The following is a 15,151-nucleotide window of genomic DNA, read 5'->3' on the forward strand; positions in this document are numbered from 1 at the left end:
GGCCGGCCGGGCCGCCGGCCCGTCGGCGGCCCCCGCGGGGCCGCCCCCCCGGCGGCCCCCCCCCGCCGGGAGGCGCCCCCGCCCCCCCCCGCCCCCGGCCCCCCCCCCGGGGGGGGGGCCCCTTCTCCGCGTTTGCGGCCCGCTGCGCTTGCGCCGCAGCGGCAAGGTCAGAGCTGCTCGACCACGTAGTCGATGCAGGCGGTGAGCGCCTCGACGTCCGCCGGGTCGATGGCCGGGAACATCGCGACGCGCAGCTGGTTACGGCCGAGCTTGCGGTACGGCTCGGTGTCCACGATGCCGTTGGCACGCAGCGCCTTGGCGATCGCGGCGGCGTCGATCGAGTCGTCGAAGTCGATCGTGCCGACGACCTGCGAGCGCTCGGCGGGCTTGGCCACGAACGGCTGTGCGAAGGAGGACTTCTCGGCCCAGGTGTACAGGCGCGAGGAGGAGTCGGCGGTCCGGGCGACGGCCCAGTCCAGCCCGCCGTTGCCGTTCAGCCACTCCAGCTGGTCGGCCAGCAGGAAGAGGGTGGAGATCGACGGGGTGTTGTACGTCTGGTCCTTCGACGAGTTGTCGATCGCCGTCGGCAGGTCGAAGAACGGCGGGATGTAGCGGCCGGAGGCGGCGATCTCGGCGGCGCGCTCCAGGGCGGCCGGGGAGAAGGACGCCAGCCAGAGGCCGCCCTCGGAGGCGAAGGACTTCTGCGGGGCGAAGTAGTAGACGTCGGTCTCGGTGATGTCGACCGGCAGGCCGCCGGCGCCCGAGGTGGCGTCGACCAGGACGAGGGAGCCCTCGTCGCCGCCCACCGGGCGGTTGATCGGCATCGCGACGCCGGTGGAGGTCTCGTTGTGGGTGAGCGCGTAGACGTCCACGCCCGCCTCGGCGACCGGCAGCGGGTGGGTGCCCGGGGCGGTCTTGATCACCGACGGGTCGGCCAGCCACGGGGCGGCCTGCACGGAGGAGGCGAACTTGGAGGAGAACTCACCGAAGTTGAGGTGCTGGGACTTCTCGCGCACCAGGCCGAAGGCCGCGATGTCCCAGAACGCGGTGGAACCGCCGTTGCCGAGCACCACCTCGTACCCCTCGGGGAGGGAGAAGAGGCTGCTGACACCCTCGCGTACGCGCTTGACCAGGTTCCTGACCGGGGCCTGGCGGTGCGAGGTGCCCAGCAGGGCGGACTCGGTGGCGGCGAGGGCACTCAGGGCCTCGGGGCGCACCTTGGACGGGCCGCAGCCGAAACGGCCGTCTGCGGGCTTGATATCAGCGGGGATCTGGATCTGAGCCACAGGCGCAGCCTACTGCCCCGGTCCGCGCGGATTCGACGATCGTCCGCACCCTGAGATGTGATCTTCCGGGTTCGGAGCCGCCCGAGCGGGCCCGGGCTGGTGCCTGCCCGGGCCCGTCCTCGAAGGGGTGACGCGTCAGCGCGCGATCGACTCGTAACCCTCGATCTCGCGCGGGCTGCGCGGGCCGGGGCCGATGTAGCGGGCGGCCGGGCGGACCAGGCGGCCGGTGCGCTTCTGCTCCAGGATGTGCGCGGACCAGCCGGCGGTGCGGGCGCAGGTGAACATCGAGGTGAACATGTGCGCGGGGACCTCGGCGAAGTCCAGCATGATCGCGGCCCAGAACTCGACGTTGGTGGCGAGCACGCGGTCGGGGCGGCGGTTGTGCAGCTCCTCCAGCGCGGCCTTCTCCAGCGCCTCGGCGATCTCGAAGCGCGGGGCGCCGAGCTCCTTGGCGGTGCGGCGCAGCACGCGGGCGCGTGGGTCCTCGGCGCGGTAGACACGGTGGCCGAAGCCCATCAGGCGCTCGCCCTTGTCCAGGGCCTGCTTGACCCAGGCGGCGGCGTCGCCGGTGCGCTCGATCTCCTCGATCATGCCGAGCACGCGGGAGGGGGCGCCGCCGTGCAGCGGGCCGGACATCGCGCCGACCGCGCCGGAGAGCGCGGCCGCGACGTCGGCGCCGGTGGAGGCGATGACGCGGGCGGTGAAGGTGGAGGCGTTCATGCCGTGCTCGGCGGCGGACGTCCAGTAGGCGTCGATGGCCTTGACGTGCTTCGGGTCCGGCTCGCCCCGCCAGCGGATCATGAAGCGCTCGACGACCGTCTCGGCCTTGTCGATCTCGCTCTGCGGGACCATCGGCAGGCCCTGGCCGCGGGCGGACTGCGCGACGTAGGACAGCGCCATCACGGCGGCGCGGGCCAGGTCGTCGCGGGCCTGCTCGGCGGAGATGTCCAGCAGCGGCTTGAGGCCCCAGACCGGCGCGAGCATGGCCAGCGCGGACTGCACGTCGACCCGGATGTCACCGGAGTGCACCGGGATCGGGAACGGCTCGGCGGCCGGCAGGCCGGGGTTGAACTTGCCGTCCACCAGCAGGCCCCAGACGTGACCGAAGGAGACCTGGCCGACCAGCTCGTCGATGTCGACGCCGCGGTACCGCAGGGCGCCGCCTTCACGGTCGGGTTCGGCGATCTCGCTCTCGAAAGCGACGACTCCCTCAAGCCCGGGTACGAAGTCGGACATGCGACGGCTCCTTCAGTTCTGCGATCGGCGGGCGGCCGTGGTGGGGCAGCACGCCAGTGACCGATGGTGGTTGGCACTCGGTGCCAGACTCTCAGGCACCGGGTGCATTGCGCCATACACCACCATGGTGATGTTTCCCAAAGGACCGCTGAACCCCTGCCGGCACCCGGTCGTGACCGGGGATCTTCCGGAACCTATCCGGTCCGTTCCGGACAATCTCCCGTACGCCGGGCGGTGAAGCGGTGGCGAGACACCATATCTCCCACCGGGGTTTGTCCGGCCGTAGCGGTGCCCGTTGCTTGTCGTACGGGATGATGTTGACGTGCAGACCCCGGAACGCGCCCACCCGACGCCCCCGACGCCCCCGAGTCACTCCTCGCCGCGGCTTGCCGCCGAGGACCGGCCGGGCCCGGACCTGACCGTGATGCGCAAGCACTACAGCCATGAGGGCCTGGTCGAGGAGGCCGTCGCGGCCGACCCGGTGATCCAGTTCACCCGCTGGTTCCACGAGGCCGACGAGGCCGGCGTGGACGAGCCCAACGCCATGGTGCTCTCCACCGCCGACGCGGCCGGCCGGCCCAGCTCGCGGACCGTCCTGCTGAAGGGCTACGACCGGCGCGGCTTCGTCTTCTTCACCAACTACGGCTCGCGCAAGGGCGCGGAGCTGGCCGCCAACCCGTACGCCGCGCTGCTCTTCCCGTGGATCGCGCTCGGCCGCCAGGTGATCGTCCAGGGCCGGGTGGAGAAGGTCGGCCGGGACGAGACGGCGGCGTACTTCCGGACCCGGCCGCACGGGTCGCAGCTGGGCGCCTGGGCGAGCGAGCAGTCCAGCCCGGTCGGCGGCCGCGAGGTGCTGGAGCGGCGCTACGCGGAGCTGGAGCGCCGCTACCCCGAGGGCGAGGGGGTGCCGGTGCCGCCGTTCTGGGGCGGGTACCGGGTCGTCCCCGAGAGCGTGGAGTTCTGGCAGGGCCGGGAGAACCGCCTGCACGACCGGCTGAGGTACGTCGTCGAGGGCGAGGACTGGCGGGTGGAGCGGCTCTGCCCGTGAGGGCCGCGGGCGGCCGGCCGGTGGAGCCGTACGGCTGACAGCGGCGGGGCGGTACACGGGTCCTGAGAAGGTGTCAGGTGTAGGATGCGCGACGCGGACCGGGTCTGTTTGGCTGACCTCAGCCCGCTCCGCCGAGAGATCGAAGAGGGACTGATGTGAGCGTCACCGATGCGGAAGTCGGCGCCGGGATCGGCTCCGATCTGGTCGACATCACCGGCCTCTCGCTCGGTGAGCTCGACGGCCTCCCGGACACCGTGCTGGGCGATCTGCTGCGCCGGGTGGTCGCCGACGCGATCTCGCCCGGGGCCGAGCCGGTGGCCGCCTTCCAGTCCGCGCTCTGACCCGGCTGCCGCGGCCGGCCGCCGTGACCCGGCCGCCCGTCCCGGTTCGACTGCCCGCGTGCTGCCCCGCGCCCTGATCCGTGGATGACGGATTCGGACCGATAACCGTCGTGATATTGCCGAACTCCCCTGCACGACCGGCCGACTGACGACATCCTGGGTAGGACAGGCAGGGCAGTCGTGGCTCAGTCGGGCCCAGGGGGTGCAGTGCGGCCGTACTTCTTCTTCAGCTACGCGCGGCAGGACTACGTCAGCGAGGACAAGTTCGTCGACCGGTTCTTCAGGGACCTGCAGAACGAACTGGGCCGGATCGAACCGGCGGCCCCCTCCGAGGAGCGCAGCTACCGCGACATCGAGCGGCTGCGGATCGGCGACAACTGGGACCAGCAGCTCGCCAGAATGCTCGCGACCTGCCGGACGATGGTGGCGCTCTACTCCCCGGCGTACTTCGCCAGCCTGTACTGCGGCAAGGAGTGGACGGCCTTCCACGGCCGGGTGCGCAGACACGAGGAGCTCACCGGCGAGGCCGTGCCCGCGCTGATCCCCGTGCTGTGGGAGTCCCAGCTGGGCCCGCTGCCGTCCGAGGTGCAGAAGATCCAGTACGTCCAGCAGGGCATGGGCGAGGAGTACCCCCGCACCGGACTGCGGGACATGCTGCGCAACAACCCCAGGGGGCCCGACTACCCGAGGGTCGTCCAGGCGGTCGCCGAACGGATCAGGGCGGCGGCCGCGCACCGGCTGACCGAGCTGCCGGAGTTCGAGCTCGGCGCCGTCCGCGGCTACTTCCCGCCGCCGGCGGCCGTCGTCCAGCCCTCCGCCTCGGCCGGGATGGTCCGGCTGTTCGTGGCGGCCGGGCGGTCGGTGGACGGCGACGCGGCCCGGGCGGCGGGTGGCGCGCCCGGTGGCGCGCCGGGCGGGAGGTCCGGCGGAGGCTGGTACGGCACCCAGCCCTGGCACTGGGCGCCCTACCACCCGCCGACCCAGCCGTCCCTGGTGGTCCGGGCCCAGCAGGTGATCACCGCCGCCGGGCACACCACCACCCTGGACGAGATCGGCGAGGGCCTGGGCGGCAGCCTCGACCGAGCCCGGGAGAACAACCAGGTCAGCGTGCTCCTGGTGGACCCGTGGGTCGCCGACGCCGAGCCGTACCGGCAGGCGCTGCGCGAGTACGACGACCAGAACCACCCCGTCACCGGCGTCCTGGTGCCCTCCGGCACCGGCGACCCGGCCGCCGGGCCGGAGCGCGAGGCGCTCTGGGCCGGCGTGCGCGGGGTGTTCCGCCGCAACTGGCTGCGCCGGAGCGATCCGGAGCAGTTGTTCCGGGTCCGCGTACCCAGGGAGAGCTTCGACGACCAGCTCACCATCATGGTGACGGTCGCTCAGAACAAGCTCATGGACGACAACTTCGATTGGGGGGACGATGGCGACGGTACTGCCTTCGGCCTCGGCCCCGGCGGTGCGGGAGAGAGCCCGGTGATGCCCGGACTCGCCATCCCGGCGGGGCCGCCAGGCCCGCGCCGCAGCCCGGACCAGGCGGCCCTCGCGCCGCTGAGGGGGGAACAGGACGATGTTCACTGAGCCCGCGACCGACCGCGACAGGACCGGCCCCGGCTCGGTCGTGACCTTCTACTCCTTCAAGGGCGGCACCGGCCGCACCATGGCGCTCGCCAACGTCGGCTGGATCCTGGCCAGCCGCGGCCTGCGCGTCCTGGTCGTCGACTGGGACCTGGAGGCGCCCGGCCTGCACCGGTACTACCACCCGCTGCTGGTCGACCCCGAGCTGCACGCCACCGACGGGCTGATCGACCTGCTGCGGGCCTACGTCAAGCAGGCCCTGCCCAGCGCCACCGGCCCCGCCGGGCAGCCCCCCGGCGAGTGGCTCGACGAGCCCGGGCGCCTGGACGGCTACCTCTGCGGCCTCGCCCTGGACCTGCCGCCCGGCGGCAAGCTCGACTTCCTGCCCGCCGGCCGGCAGAACGCCGCCTACTCCGCCGCCGTCACCAGCTTCAACTGGCGCAGCTTCTACCACGGGCGCGACATCCGCGGCGGCGAGCTGCTGCGCGCGCTGCGCGAGCGCTGGGCCCGCGACTACGACTACGTCCTGATCGACAGCCGCACCGGCGTCAGCGACACCTCGGGCATCTGCACCGTCCTGATGCCCGACACGGTGGTGGACTGCTTCACCTTCAGTGCCCAGAACATCCGTGGTGGTGTGGACGCCGCGCGCACGATAGCGGACGCCGAGGAGCGCGCCATCCGGGTGCTGCCCGTCCCGATGCGGGTCGAGGACGCCGAGCAGGAGCGGCTGGAGGCCGGGCGGGACTACGCCCGCGAGTCCTTCGCCCCCTACCTCGGCCGCTGGCTGCCCGCCGAGCGCCGGGCCGCGTACTGGAGCGACGTCGAAGTCCCGTACAAGCCCTTCTACGCCTACGAGGAGGTGCCCGCCACCGTCGCCGACCGCCCGCAGGAGGCGCGCAGCCTGCTCAACGCCTTCGAGCGGCTCACCGGCTGGATCACCGACGGGCAGGTGCGCGCGCTGCGCCCGCTCTCCGGCGAGGCCCGCCGCCGGCTCTACGGCGCCTACCTGCGCTCCGCCCGCTCCGTCCCCCGCCAGGTGTACATCAGCTACGCCCCCGAGGACCGGATGTGGGCCGAGTGGGCCGCCGCCACGCTCACCGGCTTCGGCTACCGCACCTCGCTGCACAGCGCCGCCGAGCCGCTCACCGGCCTGCCGCCGGAGGCCGCCGGGCCGCTCGACGGGCAGGGCCGGCTGCTGGCCCTGCTCTCCCCCGAGTACACCTCGCTGCCCCGCGCCGCCGAGGTCTGGCAGCTGCTGGGCGGGCGCGAACTGGCCACCGGATCGCCCGCGCTGGTCGCGCTGCGGCTCCAGGAGTCGGACGAGCCGGTGCCCCGCCCGTTCGTCGGGCGGGCCGCCCCGGAGCTGGTGCGTGCCTCCGCCCTGCTGGCCGAGTCCCAGCTGTACAACGAGCTCGGCCCGCCGCCGGGCGTCAACCGCCAGCCGGACGGCGACAGCGGCGAGTTCCCCGCGCCCTCGCGCTTCCCCGGCACCGCCCCGCAGGTGCAGGACGCGCCCTCGCGCAACGCCTCCTTCACCGGCCGCGGCCGGCTGCTGGAACTGCTGCGCAACCGCTTCACCGCCGGGTCCAACGCCGTGCTCAGCCAGGTGCTGTACGGCATCGGCGGGGTGGGCAAGTCGCAGACCGCCGTCGAGTACGCGCACCGCTTCAAGGCCGCGTACGACGTGGTCTGGTGGGTGCCCGCCGAGGAGCCCGCCAACATCCCGCAGAAGCTCGCCGAACTCGCCCCCCGGCTGGGCGTCCAGGGCAGCGACGACGTCGCCCACACCGCCGCCGCCGTCCTGGACGCGCTGCGCCGGGGCCACCCGTACCGGCGCTGGCTGCTGGTCTACGACAACGCCGGCACCCCGGAGGAGCTGGCGCCCTGGCTGCCGGCCGGATCCTCCGGCGGGCACGTGCTGATCACCTCCCGCAACCAGGGCTGGTCCAAGCACGCCGGGATCGTCGAGGTGGACGTCTTCACCCGGGAGGAGAGCGTCGGGCTGCTGCGCCGCTTCAACTCCGGCCTCGCGCCGGAGGACGCCGACCAGGTCGCGCACCTGCTCGGCGACCTGCCGCTGGCCGTCGGCCAGGCCGCAGTCTGGCTCCAGGAGACCCCGATGCCGGTGGCCACCTACCTGGAACTGCTGGAGGGCGCCCTCACCGAGATGCTGGAGCGCACCCGGCTGCGCCCGGCCGAGTACCCGCACTCCGCCGCCGCCACCTGGCGGATCTCGGTCGAGGAGCTGCGCGGCGTCAACGCGCCCGCCGCCCAGATCCTGGAGATCTGTGCCTTCTTCGGCCCGGACGCCATCCCGATGCGGCTGCTCTACAGCCGCGAGGTCACCCACGCGCTGCACCTGCCGCCGCGCGCCCCCCGCGACAAGCTCGCGATCGGCGAGTTCCTGCGCGCCATCAACCGCTTCGGGCTCGCCCGTACCGACCAGGGCAGCGAGACCCTCACCGTGCACCGCCTGGTGCAGGCCGTCCTGCGGGACCAGGTCGAGGAGCAGGACAAGGCCAGGATCCGCGCCGTCGTGCACGCCGCGTTGGCCGCCGCCAACCCCGGTGACCCGGACATCCCCGCCAACTGGCCGCAGTACGCCGAGCTGCTGCCGCACCTGTGGCCCTCCGGCGCGGTCGGCAGCGCCGACGAGGAGGTCCGCCAGTGGATCATCGACTCGGTGCGCTACCAGTGGAAGCGCAGCCTGCACGAGTCCGGCCGGGAGCTGGCCGAACGCACCCTTGAGCACTGGCGCCAGGACGGCTACGGCGGCCCCGGCTTCGACGTCGAGAACGACGCCCAGACCCTGATGCTGCGCACCCAGCTCAGCAACATCCGCCGCTCCCAGGGCGCCCTCCAGGAGTCCTACGAGACCGACAAGGACGTGCTGGAGCGATTCCGCGCCACGCTCGGGCCCGAGCACTCGCACACCCTCGCCGTCGCCAACAGCCTCGGCGCCGACCTGCGCTTCCTCGGCCGCTACCAGGAGGCCCGGGCCCTGGACCGGCAGACCCTGGACGCGGCCCGGCGCACCCTGGGCCCCGACCACCCGCGCACCCTCATGATCACCAACAACCTGGCGGTCTCCGACTACCTGGCCGGCGACCGCCGCGCCGCCCTGGAACGCCACCGCCGCAACTACCACCAGCAGCGCGACGCCCTCGGCGCGCACAGCCTCTACGCGCTCTCCTCCGCCAGCAACTACGCCCGCGACCTGCGCGAGACCGGCCGCCTGCGGGAGGCCCTGGACCTGCTGGAGGAGACCGTCCGGATCTACCAGCAGACCATCGGCGACGCCCACACCGACACCCTGCGCGCCCGCAAGAACCTCGCCGTCGCGCTGCGCCGGGCCGGGCGCTACACCGAGGCGCTGGAGATAGACGAGGACATCTACCAGCGCTACCTGGACATCAACGGCGCCGAGCACCCCGACACCCTCGCCGCCGCCACCAACCTCGCCAGCGACCTCAACGCACTCGGCGACACCGAACGCGCCATCGGGCTGGCCGAACGCGCCCTCGCCCGCTACCGCGACTACCTCGGCGAGGACCACCCCGTCACCCTGGCCGGCGCCAACAACCTCTCCGTCTACCTCCGGCTGGCCGGACGCACCGCCGAGGCCCGCGAACTCTCCGCGCGGACCGTGGCGCAGTTCCGCGCCGTCCTGGGGGACGGCCACCTCTACATCCCGATCGCGACGATGAACCACGCCAACGACCTGGTGTTGGCCGGGCTGGAGGAGCAGGCCATGGCCCTGGAGGAGCAGGCCGCGCCGCTGATGTCGGAGACCCTCGGGCCCGACCACTACGACACCATCGGCATCACCTCCAACCTCGCCCTCAGCCTCGCCGCCGCCGGCCTCCAGGAGCGGGCCGCCGAGCTGCGGGGCGACTGCGTGCGCCGGGCCCGGCAGACGCTGGGTGAGGAACACCCCACCACGGTGGCGGTGAAGGCGGGGCAGCGACTGGACTCCGACATCGAACCGCCGTCGGTGTGACGGCCGGCCGACGGGGGGTCAGTGGGGCGCTACGCTCGGGCAATGGTCGCTGAAAGCGGTGCACCCGGGGGCTCCGGCGCTCCCGCCGGCCCGGGCGGCACCGGTCGCGCGCCGGTCGGTGCCGGGCAGACCGGTGCGGGGCGTGCCGGTGCCGGGCGGGCCGAGGGCCGGGTGCCGTTCCGCCAGTACCTGCTGAAGATCCACAGTCGCTGCAACCTGGCCTGCGACTACTGCTACATGTACGAGGCGGCCGACCAGAGCTGGCGCTCCCGGCCGCCCCGGATGACCCTCGCGACCGCCCGGCGGGCGGCCGAGCGGATCGCCGAGCACGCCGCCGGGCACGGCCTCGACGAGGTCGCGGTGATCCTGCACGGCGGCGAACCGCTGCTGGTCGGCGCGGCCCACCTGGACGCCCTGCTCGGCGAGCTGGCCCGGGCGCTGGCGGGCCGGGTCGGGGTCCGCTTCAGCCTGCAGACCAACGCGCTGCGGCTGCTCACCGAACCCGCGCTGCTGGACGTCCTGCACCGCCACCGGGTCGCCGTCGGCGTCTCGCTGGACGGCACCCCCGCCGACCACGACCGCCACCGCCGCACCGCCGACGGCCGGGGCAGCCACGCCCGCACCGCGCAGGCCCTGCGACTGCTCGGCTCGCCCGAGCACCGCTCGCTGTTCGCCGGGCTGCTCTGCGTGGTCGACCTCGCGGCCGACCCCGTCGCCACCTACGAGGCGCTGCTGGAGTTCGCCCCGCCGAGGGTCGACCTGCTGCTGCCGCACGGCACCTGGCAGGCCCAGCCGCCCGGCCTCGCGCGCAGCCTGCCGAGCACGCCGCCCGGCCCCGGCGAGGACGCCCCCGCACCGTACGGGCGGTGGCTGGGCGCCGTCTTCGACCGCTGGTACGACGCACCCCGCCGGGAGACCGGCGTGCGGCTGTTCGAGGAGCTGGCGGTCCTGCTGCTCGGCGGCCGCGCCGCCAGCGAGAGTGTCGGGCTGGCCCCGGTGGACCTCGTCGTGGTCGAGACGGACGGCACCATCGAGCAGGCCGACAGCCTCAAGGCCGCCTACGACGGCGCCCCCGGCACCGGCCTGGACGTCTTCCGGAACGGCTTCGCCACCGCCGCCGCCCACCCGGCCTTCCGGGCCCGCCAGCGCGGCCTGGCGGGGCTCGGCCCGGTCTGCGCCGCCTGCCCGCTGGCCCGGGTCTGCGGCGGCGGCCTCTACGCGCACCGCTACGCCCCCGACGGCGGTTTCGCCCACCCCTCCGTCTACTGCCGGGACCTGGACGCCCTGATCCGCCACATCGACGCCCGCCTGCGCCGTGACCTCGCCCGGCTGCCCCCGGCCCGGGGCGCCCGCCCGGCGCCGCACGGCCGCCAGGTGCTCTGACGACTCCCGCCGGACGGCCGACGCGAATTGTCGGACAAAGCGGTGCGCGGCGGCCGGGCGGGCGCGGCGGTGCAGGATCGGTGCGGAGCGCGACCGGGGTTGTGGCAGCGGGCGCGCGGCGGTCCGGCGGACGGCTCCGGCGGACGGGTTCGGTGGACGGGTGCGGAGACAGGCGTGGAGGACGGGCGATGAGCGGTGGCGAGGTGCCGGCGGCGCGGGCGGGGCTGCGGCGGCACGGGGTGGACCGGGCGACGTTCCTGGCGATCGCGGCCGCCCGCGGCGGCCCCGAGGCCGTCCGGCTGCTGCGGGCCGGGCAGTTGAGCAAGCGGGCCCTCCTGCTGCTCGCCCTGCGCAGGGCGGTGCCCGAGCCGGAGCGCACGGCATTCGAGCGGGCGTACGGCGAGATCCGCGCGCTCCAGGACGCGGACCGCGCCGGGTGGGAGCGCCTGCTGCTGCGCCCGGAGTTCGACGCCTGGGCGGCCGACTGCCTGCGTGGCCTGGCGGCCGGCGAGGCGGCGGCGCTCGGGACACTGGGGGAGTTCGTCCGCACGCCCGAGCCGGCGCCCGTGCCGCTGGAGTGCGACGGCCTGCGCTGGGCACCGGTGCTCGCCGACCGGGGCCCGTACCTGGGCATCTACGGCCGCCCGCCGACCGGGCCGCTGGACGCGGCCGAGCGGGGGGAGTGGCACCGGCTGCTGGCCGGCGCGTGGCAGGTGCTCGTACACCGGCATCCGTGGCACGCGCGGGTGGTGAGCGCCTGCGTCCGCACCGTGGTGCCACTGCGGCCCGCGCCGGACGGCTCCGCGGTGAGCGCCGCGGCCCGGCGCGCGTACGGGGCGGTGGCGGCCTCCCGGCCGGCCGATCCGGTGCTGCTGGCGCTGTCGCTGGTGCACGAGTTCCTGCACGTCCAACTGGGCGCGCTGCTGGACCTGGTGCCGCTTCACCGGCCCAACGGCGAGGCGCGCTACCACGCGCCCTGGCGGCCCGACCTCCGCCCGGTGGGCGCGCTGCTCCAGGGCACCTACGCGCACCTCGGCGTGACGGACTTCTGGCGCACCGAGCTGGCGGCCGGCGCGCCGGGCCAGGCCCGGGCGGAGCGGGAGTACCGGCGCTGGCGGGCGCACACCGCCACGGCCGCCGCCACCCTGCTGGAGAGCGGCGAACTGACGCCGATCGGTACGGAGTTCACCCGGGCGCTGGCGCGGGCGGTGCAGCACCCTGCGGCCGAACGGGTGAACTTCCCGGCCTGATCCGCCAGCCCCGCGCCCGCCCGCACCCCCGCCGGGATCCGGCCTTCCCCGGGGGCGCGTGCTGCGCCGGGCGGGACACGGCCCGCGGCAGCCGAATGGGTGGATTTCGGGACCTACGCCGCAGCTGCGGGGCCGTGCCCGTCAATGAGAGCCAATCAACGTCCGGCGCGGCGGGCCGACTGCCACTACATTGGCAGTCGGGTGTTATACCCGCCCTCATCGGTCTCAATCGCAGAGAGACATCGAACATGACTTCCGCTATCGACACCAGGCCCCTCGAAGACCTGACGGACCCTCAGCAGCAGGGCGTCCGGGCCTCACTCGCCGATCTGGCCGCGCTGGGCTCCGAGGAGCTCGCCGCACGGCTGCGACGTGCCCTCCCCGGCACCGATTCGGGGCGGGTGCCGGTCGCGGCGTTCAATTCCTCGATCTGACCCGAATCCGAGAGGCAAAGGCTTCCACGGAGCCGGCTGAGCGAATATGACGCAAATTCTGCTGCCTTTCACACAATTCGTGCTGAAAGTGCACAGTCGCTGCGATCTCGCCTGTGACCACTGCTATGTCTACGAACACGCGGACACCAGTTGGCGTGCCCGCCCCCGGACGATCAGTGACCAGGTACTGGCCAAGGCCGCCGCGCGCATCGGTGAGCACGCGGCCGCCCACCGGCTGCCCGCCGTCCGGGCCGTCCTGCACGGGGGAGAGCCCCTGCTCGCCGGCCCGGACCGGCTGCGGCGCACGGCCGAGCGGCTGCGCGCCGCGCTGCCGCCGGACTGCACCCTCGACCTGCGCATCCACACCAACGGGGTGCTGCTCGACCGGCGGTTCTGCGAGCTCTTCGACGAGCTGGGGGTGCGGGTCGGGGTCTCCCTGGACGGCGACCGCGCCGCCAACGACCGCCACCGCCGGTACGCCGACGGCCGCAGCAGCCACCCCCAGGTGCTGCGTGCCGTAGATCTGCTCCGCGGGCCGGAGTTCCGCCATCTGTACGCGGGCCTGCTGTGCACGATCGACGTGGCGAACGACCCGGTCGCGGTATATCGCGCGCTGGCCGAACTCGAACCGCCCGCCGTCGACTTCCTGCTTCCGCACGCCACCTGGGACACTCCGCCCGAGCGCCCGCCGGGTGGGGGGAGCGACCCGTACGCGCGTTGGCTGCTGGCGGTGTACGACCGCTGGGACGCCGATCAACGCCCCTTCGCGGTAAGGACCTTCGAGTCCGTCCACCGGACGCTGCGCGGGCTCTCCAGCCTCACCGAGGCGCTCGGGCTGGAGCCGGCCGACCTGGTCGTGCTGGAGACCGACGGCAGCTTCGAGCAGGCCGACAGCCTGAAGACGGCCTACGACGGCGCCCCCGCCACCGGGCTCGACGTCTTCAGGCACAGCCTTGACGAAGTCGCCCGCCACCCCGGCATGATGGACCGTCAGTCTGGTTTGGCCGGGCTCAGTGCCGAGTGCCGCTCCTGCCCCGTCGTGCGCTCCTGCGGCGGTGGCCTCTACGCCCACCGCTACCGCAGCGACGGCGGCGGATTCGACCATCCCTCCGTCTACTGCGGGGACCTCATGACCCTCATCAACGGGATCAGCGACCGGGGTGCCGCCCCCGTGGCTCCCGACGCCACGCCCACCGCCGATGCCGGGCCCGCCGCCACCGGGCAACCCGCCGCCGGCGAGCCCACCGCCGCCGTCACGGTTCCCGGGCAGGCCGCCGCGCCCGCCGCGCCGGTGCTCACCGACCGGCAGCTGGCCGACCTCGCCCGCGGCCACGGCGGCGCCGACGCGGTACGGGCCCTGCGGCTGTCCCAACTCGCCATCACCCGCGCCATGCTGGCCGCGGTCTGGGACGCGGCCGGGCTGCGCAGCTCGGCCGCCTGGGAGCTGCTCGCCGCGCTGGACACCGCGGCGCCCGGCGCAGTCGACACCGTCCTCGGCCACCCGTACGTCCGGGCCTGGGCGGCCCGGTGGCTGAGCGGGGACACCGGCGACGGGCTGGCGCCGCTCGCCGAGCTGGCCGCCGCGGCCGCCGTCCGGGCCGGGCGCGGGGACGCGTTGGCCGTGCCCGTCCGGGGCGGCGTCCTGAACCTGCCCACCCTCGGCCGGCTCACCGTCGGCGGAGGCGAGGCGGTGGTGACGGGCGGGCCCGAGGGATTCACCGTCCGCACGGGCGCCGGTGAGCTGATCCGCCTCGGTGGCGGCCCCGGCCAGGACCCGCGCTGGCAGCCGCTGCGGCGGATCCGGCTGGCCGGCGGCTGGGCCCCGGCCCTGGAGGACACCGACCCGCGGCGCGACAGCCACCAGTGGCCGGTCCAGGGCCGACTCGACGACACCGAACTGCTCTGCTGGACCGGCGCGTTGCGTGAGGCCTGGGAGCTGCTCGGCCGGGACCTGCCCGGCTACGCCGAGGGCGTGCGGGCCGGGCTCAACACCATCACCCCGCTGCGGCCGGGCCCCGCCGGGCGGGACGTCAGCGCCGCCGCCCGGCAGGCCTTCGGCGCGGTCGGCATCGCCCGGCCCGCCACCGCGCCGGTCCTCGCCCTGCTGATCGCGCACGAGTTCCAGCACGTCAAGCTCGGCGCCGTCCTGGACCTCTGGGACCTCTACGACGCCGGCGACACCCGGCTGTACCACGCGCCCTGGCGGCCGGACCCGCGCCCACTGGAGGGGCTTCTCCAGGGCACCTACGCGCATCTGGCGGTGACGGAGTTCTGGGGCTCCCGGGCGCTCGCCTACGACGGGCTGCCCGGCGCCGCCGCCGACCATACCCGGCTGCAGTTCGCGCTCTGGCGCGCCTACACCGCCGAGGCGGTCGAACGGCTGGCGGACTCCGGTTCGCTCACCCCCCTCGGGCTGCGCTTCGCCGCGGGGATGCGGGAGACGATCGCGCCCTGGCTGGCGGTGGAACTGCCGGGCGCCGCGGAGGAGGGTGCCCGCCGGGCCCGGGAGGAGGCCGCGGTGACCGGCTGACGCCCCCACCCCGACCGTCTCCTGACCGCCGGCCGCCCGCGCCGCCCGCCCGCGCCCGCCGTCCC

The 15,151-nt window shown here is 74.4% G+C and carries 10 protein-coding genes; 8 read left to right on the plus strand and 2 right to left on the minus strand.

What is annotated here, in order from left to right:
• Positions 1-167: 167 nt before the first annotated feature.
• Positions 168-1,286, minus strand: a complete 1,119-nt coding sequence (gene serC, locus ACIBH3_RS31295) for a phosphoserine transaminase (protein ID WP_396315482.1) — start codon at positions 1,284-1,286, stop codon at positions 168-170.
• A 135-nt stretch (positions 1,287-1,421) separates the two neighbouring features.
• Complete coding sequence (locus ACIBH3_RS31300) at positions 1,422-2,522, minus strand: citrate synthase 2 (protein ID WP_396315483.1); 1,101 nt, start codon at positions 2,520-2,522, stop codon at positions 1,422-1,424.
• A 424-nt stretch (positions 2,523-2,946) separates the two neighbouring features.
• Between ACIBH3_RS31300 and pdxH the strand changes: the two genes are divergently transcribed.
• The 8 genes from pdxH to ACIBH3_RS31340 all read left to right on the plus strand — a co-directional run bounded on the left by pdxH (position 2,947) and on the right by ACIBH3_RS31340 (position 15,086).
• Complete coding sequence (gene pdxH / locus ACIBH3_RS31305; RefSeq protein ID WP_396315522.1) at positions 2,947-3,570, plus strand: pyridoxamine 5'-phosphate oxidase; 624 nt, start codon at positions 2,947-2,949, stop codon at positions 3,568-3,570.
• Positions 3,571-3,725: 155 nt separating this feature from the next.
• The gene (gene fxsA / locus ACIBH3_RS31310) at positions 3,726-3,911 is read left to right on the plus strand and encodes an FxSxx-COOH cyclophane-containing RiPP peptide (protein WP_396315484.1); all 186 of its coding nucleotides are present in this window, start codon (positions 3,726-3,728) and stop codon (positions 3,909-3,911) included.
• 207 nt (positions 3,912-4,118) lie between these two features.
• On the plus strand, positions 4,119-5,489 hold the full coding sequence (locus tag ACIBH3_RS31315) for a TIR-like protein FxsC (RefSeq protein WP_396315485.1): 1,371 nt from the start codon (positions 4,119-4,121) through the stop codon (positions 5,487-5,489).
• Positions 5,479-9,489, plus strand: coding sequence for an FxSxx-COOH system tetratricopeptide repeat protein (fxsT, locus tag ACIBH3_RS31320; protein WP_396315486.1), 4,011 nt, complete (start codon positions 5,479-5,481; stop codon positions 9,487-9,489). The genes ACIBH3_RS31315 and fxsT overlap by 11 nt, the downstream gene beginning before the upstream one ends.
• A gap of 42 nt (positions 9,490-9,531) precedes the next feature.
• Entirely contained in the window at positions 9,532-10,872 is a 1,341-nt protein-coding gene (locus ACIBH3_RS31325) for an FxsB family cyclophane-forming radical SAM/SPASM peptide maturase (protein ID WP_396315487.1), read from the plus strand.
• A gap of 188 nt (positions 10,873-11,060) precedes the next feature.
• The gene (locus ACIBH3_RS31330) at positions 11,061-12,122 is read left to right on the plus strand and encodes an aKG-HExxH-type peptide beta-hydroxylase (protein WP_396315488.1); all 1,062 of its coding nucleotides are present in this window, start codon (positions 11,061-11,063) and stop codon (positions 12,120-12,122) included.
• 248 nt (positions 12,123-12,370) lie between these two features.
• Positions 12,371-12,556 carry an FxSxx-COOH cyclophane-containing RiPP peptide gene (gene fxsA, locus ACIBH3_RS31335; RefSeq protein ID WP_396315489.1) on the plus strand — a complete coding sequence of 62 codons (186 nt, stop codon included), beginning with the start codon at positions 12,371-12,373 and terminating at the stop codon, positions 12,554-12,556.
• A gap of 46 nt (positions 12,557-12,602) precedes the next feature.
• A complete protein-coding gene (locus tag ACIBH3_RS31340; RefSeq protein WP_396315490.1) occupies positions 12,603-15,086 on the plus strand; it encodes an FxsB family cyclophane-forming radical SAM/SPASM peptide maturase in 2,484 nt (827 codons plus the stop codon).
• Positions 15,087-15,151 lie beyond the last annotated feature (65 nt).

Origin of the sequence: Kitasatospora sp. NPDC050543, assembly GCF_044457565.1 — a bacterium.
In the GTDB taxonomy this organism is placed as follows: Bacteria; Actinomycetota; Actinomycetes; order Streptomycetales; family Streptomycetaceae; genus Kitasatospora.

Excerpts from the sequence above, each read along its gene's own strand:
- ACIBH3_RS31300 (WP_396315483.1), bottom strand. The coding sequence starts at position 2,522 with ATGTCCGACTTCGTACCCGGGCTTGAGGGAGTCGTCGCTTTCGAGAGC.
- pdxH (WP_396315522.1), top strand. The coding sequence starts at position 2,947 with ATGCGCAAGCACTACAGCCATGAGGGCCTGGTCGAGGAGGCCGTCGCG.
- fxsT (WP_396315486.1), top strand. The coding sequence starts at position 5,479 with ATGTTCACTGAGCCCGCGACCGACCGCGACAGGACCGGCCCCGGCTCG.
- ACIBH3_RS31325 (WP_396315487.1), top strand. The coding sequence starts at position 9,532 with ATGGTCGCTGAAAGCGGTGCACCCGGGGGCTCCGGCGCTCCCGCCGGC.
- ACIBH3_RS31330 (WP_396315488.1), top strand. The coding sequence starts at position 11,061 with ATGAGCGGTGGCGAGGTGCCGGCGGCGCGGGCGGGGCTGCGGCGGCAC.
- fxsA (WP_396315489.1), top strand. The coding sequence starts at position 12,371 with ATGACTTCCGCTATCGACACCAGGCCCCTCGAAGACCTGACGGACCCT.
- ACIBH3_RS31340 (WP_396315490.1), top strand. The coding sequence starts at position 12,603 with ATGACGCAAATTCTGCTGCCTTTCACACAATTCGTGCTGAAAGTGCAC.